This is a genomic window from Variovorax sp. P4_D9 (assembly GCF_056401695.1).
Window position 1 is genome coordinate 1 of record NZ_JBFUIU010001268.1, and the last position, 1,861, is coordinate 1,861.

The 1,861-nt window shown below is 65.9% G+C and carries 2 protein-coding genes; both read left to right on the forward strand.

Annotated features, from left to right (window positions below):
- Positions 1–1,679 (forward strand): class I poly(R)-hydroxyalkanoic acid synthase (phaC, locus tag AC1DY5_RS53790; RefSeq protein WP_478122383.1); only part of this gene is annotated, 1,679 nt, incomplete at its 5' end.
- Positions 1,680–1,726: 47 nt separating this feature from the next.
- A partial coding sequence (locus AC1DY5_RS53795) for a thiolase family protein (protein WP_478122384.1) occupies positions 1,727–1,861 on the forward strand: 135 nt, incomplete at its 3' end.

Here is a 1,861-nt window from a genome sequence, read left to right on the forward strand (position 1 = left end):
CCCTCACGCAGGGATGGGAGAAAGCCCTCGAATCTTTTCAATCGCTCGGCGCGCCTGGGGGCGCCTCGGTAGGAGCGCCCTGGAGCCAGGTGCCCAAGCTCTCGTTTCCCCCCGAGAAGCTGCGCCAGCTGCAGGAGCAATACGTCAGCGAGGCCACCCAACTCTGGCAGAAGGGCTTCGCCGCCCAGGCCAGCGCCGACAAGCGCTTTGCCGCCGCGGCCTGGGGCAGCAACCCGGTCTCGTCCTTCTCGGCCGCGATCTACCTGCTGAACGCGCGCACCCTCATGAGCATGGCGGAAGCCGTCGAAGCCGACGAGAAGACCCGTTCGCGGCTTCGCTTCGCGGTCGAGCAGTGGATGGCGGCCTCGGCGCCCAGCAACTATCTGGCCTTCAATGCCGAGGCGCAGAAGAAAGCGCTCGAAACCCAGGGCGAGAGCATCGCCAAGGGCATCCAGAACCTGCTGCACGACCTGCAGCAGGGCCATGTGAGCATGACCGACGAAAGCGCCTTTGAAGTCGGCCGCAATGTCGGCAGCACCGAGGGCGCGGTGGTGTTCGAGAACGATCTGTTCCAGCTGCTCGAATACAAGCCGTTGACGGCCAAGGTCTTCGAGCGGCCGCTGCTGCTGGTGCCGCCCTGCATCAACAAGTTCTACATCCTCGACCTGCAGCCCGAGAACTCGCTGATCCGCTATGCCGTGGAGCAGGGGCACCGGGTGTTCGTCGTGAGCTGGCGCAATCCCGATGCGTCGATGGCGCACTACACCTGGGACCAGTACATCGAGGACGCGGCCATCAAGGCGATCCATGTCACGCAGGAGATCACCGGGCAGGACAAGAGCGGCGGCCAGATCGACACCCTGGGCTTCTGCGTTGGCGGCACCATCCTGAGCACCGCGCTGGCGGTGGTCGCGGCGCGCGGCGAGCAGCCGGCCGCCTCGGTGACGCTGCTGACCACCCTGCTCGATTTCACCGACACCGGGGTGCTCGACATCTTCATCGACGAGAACTTCGTCCAGTTCCGCGAGATGCAGATGGGGAAGGGCGGCCTGCTGCAGGGCGGCGAGCTGGCCTCCACCTTCAGCTTCCTGCGGCCCAACGACCTGGTCTGGAACTACGTGGTGGGCAACTACCTCAAGGGCGAGACGCCGCCGCCTTTCGACCTGCTCTACTGGAACAGCGACGCCAYCAACCTGCCCGGTCCGATGTACTGCTGGTATCTGCGCAACACCTACCACGAGAACAAGCTCGCGGTGCCCGGCGCCCTGACCGTGGCCGGCGAGCAGGTCGACCTCGGCGCCATCGAGGCGCCGGTCTACATCTACGGCTCGCGCGAGGACCACATCGTGCCGATCGGCGGCGCCTATGCATCGACGCAGGTGCTGAAAGGCAAGAAGCGCTTCGTGATGGGCGCCTCGGGCCACATCGCGGGCGTCATCAATCCGCCCGCCAAGAAGAAGCGCAGCCACTGGATCCGTGCCGACGGCAAGCTGCCGAAGACGCAGGCCGAATGGCTGGCTGGCGCGAACGAGCATCCCGGCAGCTGGTGGACCGACTGGTCCGACTGGCTGAAGACCCATGCGGGCAAGCAGATCCCTGCCCCCAAGGCCTACGGCAAAGGCAGCGCCTACAAGGCGAGCGAGCCGGCGCCGGGCCGCTACGTCAGGGCCAAGGCCTGACCCTCCACCTTTTCTGTCATTTCAAACCACGCATCGGAGAGCACACCATGGAAGACATCGTCATCGTTTCAGCCGCACGCACCGCCGTGGGCAAGTTCGGCGGATCGCTGGCCAACATCCCGGCCACCGAGCTCGGGGCCCTCGTGATCAAGGAAGTGCTGGCGCGCGCCAAGGTCGGCAGC